Below are 1,923 nucleotides of genomic sequence, written 5' to 3' on the forward strand. Positions count from 1 at the left end.
GGTAAGAACTTACCCACTTAGATGGGAATACAAATCGGAAGAAGATGCGCTTAACAATCAAAATGGCACTAGAAGCTCATCAGATTGGGCGCTACTATCATTAGATCGAAGCGGTAAAGCACTGCGTGAAGAAAATGCCGCGAATGGCGGCCCTGGAATGGCAACGAATATCGCTTCGATAGTGCTCAATAAAGTTGCGGGTAGAGCATTTCAATTTATTTCTAAGAGTGCTTTCGCACGAATGGCAACAAATGGAAAGGTCGATCCGCGCACAGTCCGCTTTAGTCAGAATAGTATAAGCGAGAAATTTAAAGGCGGCACAAGTGTAGACGACTTAGTTGTCAGACTTAAAAGCGGAGAAATGATGAATATTCCACCAATAAGGATTGTGGAAAAGGGCGGGAAGATATTTACATTAGATAATAGGCGATTGCATGCATTCCAAAAGGCCGGGATTGAAATACCATACGTAAAATTAACTGAGATTCCGGCAAAGGAAAATTTCAAATTCACAACTCAGAATAATGGAACTTCGATCGAAGTTAGGAATAGCAAACAATCGACATCACAATAGCATAAACTTCAATTTAATGGACAATATTGAACAAATAAGTACAAAGGATGATTTGGCAAACTTCGTTAAGCAGCTCTCCGAAGACTTAGAGGCTAACGAGTCGGAGTGGGAAAATAATACTCTTCTCAAATATCTAAATGCAGTTGAGGCTTTTCTTAGGGACAGTAATGACGATTCATTCTCCTCAGATCATACATGGTCAACACTTGCTAAAATATTTATAGCTGCTTCGACATATGAATAGAACTTGAAATTTCTATTCTCAATTGCCACTTTTACCTTTATATAGAATAAACGAAATACAAAAAGGCGCAAGATGGCGAGCCCCGACCCTCCTCTAATGTCTATTGAAGTATTTTGGCTAATGATTGGTCGGGGCTCTAAGTAAAAGATTTAACCAGCGTTTCGGCCAAATGCGTTACTCTCTACCAGTAATAATTTGTGCACTTGGTAGGCAGGTCAATCAAATAAAGTGAGGTGGCACTTCGCGTTGGGACATTGAATTTCCGAGATTGTAACACTATCCATTGTATTCTTCAACAGCTTGCAATGTGCGTAGTACCAATACCGACTTCATTATTGCACTCAACAAAATCTATGTGCGAGATGGTTTGATAATAGTATCACTCCGAAAGCCCTCCTCGCCTTATTGCGAATATGAGAGAATTAGCGCGAACATTACCATAGGCCAATTTTTAAGAAAACGATAGTTCTTCATAACATTTGGTTGATATCTCTAGATAAATCAGCCAGCACCTGGAGGCTACCTTTTCTAAGCTCAGTAATGCCGCTGAAAGCGGACAGAAAATGGCTAATTTGGCTCATTAGGCGGAACTGCAATCCATTACATCCCTCACGAAACCAACACCTTATGTAAAAAGAAATACTATCCATTTGGAATGCAAATGCCAGGAAGGGCATTTACAGTTAGAATGGGCTACAGGTATGGGTTTAATGGTAAGGAGGAAGATTCGGAAACAGGTATGCAGGACTATGGCATGAGAATTTTCAATCCGGCTATATCTAAGTTTTTAAGTGTTGATCCGCTGACTTCCAAATATCCAGAGTTAACGCCTTATCAATTTGCAAGCAATAGACCAATAGATGGAATTGACTTAGATGGTCTAGAGCATTATAATTATAACGGAGTGAGTATTGTTCATGACAATATTCCAAGAGTAGCCTCAGCTGGTGTAATTGAATTGCAAAGTAAGAAGCCTGCTACACAGGTTAAACCAGCTCAGTTAAAAGCTGATGAATTATCCAATTCGAGAGCCCCTAGGTATCCACAGGTTGCTGTTATAGGAACCGATATCTACGGCAACCATCACATTGGGCCCGAAAAGAGC

General features: G+C 40.2%; 3 protein-coding genes. All 3 read left to right on the top strand.

Features of this window, described 5'->3' with window-relative positions:
* On the top strand, positions 1 to 574 hold a 574-nt coding region (locus EPD60_RS16920), incomplete at its 5' end, for a hypothetical protein (protein WP_207896565.1).
* A gap of 16 nt (positions 575 to 590) precedes the next feature.
* Complete coding sequence (locus EPD60_RS07935) at positions 591 to 818, top strand: DUF7660 family protein (RefSeq protein WP_131448469.1); 228 nt, start codon at positions 591 to 593, stop codon at positions 816 to 818.
* Positions 819 to 1,422: 604 nt separating this feature from the next.
* The coding region (locus tag EPD60_RS07940; RefSeq protein ID WP_262708836.1) for an RHS repeat domain-containing protein at positions 1,423 to 1,923 on the top strand (501 nt) is incomplete at its 3' end.

Origin of the sequence: Flaviaestuariibacter flavus (assembly GCF_004337505.1) — a bacterium.
Lineage (GTDB): Bacteria > Bacteroidota > Bacteroidia > Chitinophagales > Chitinophagaceae > Flavisolibacter > Flavisolibacter flavus.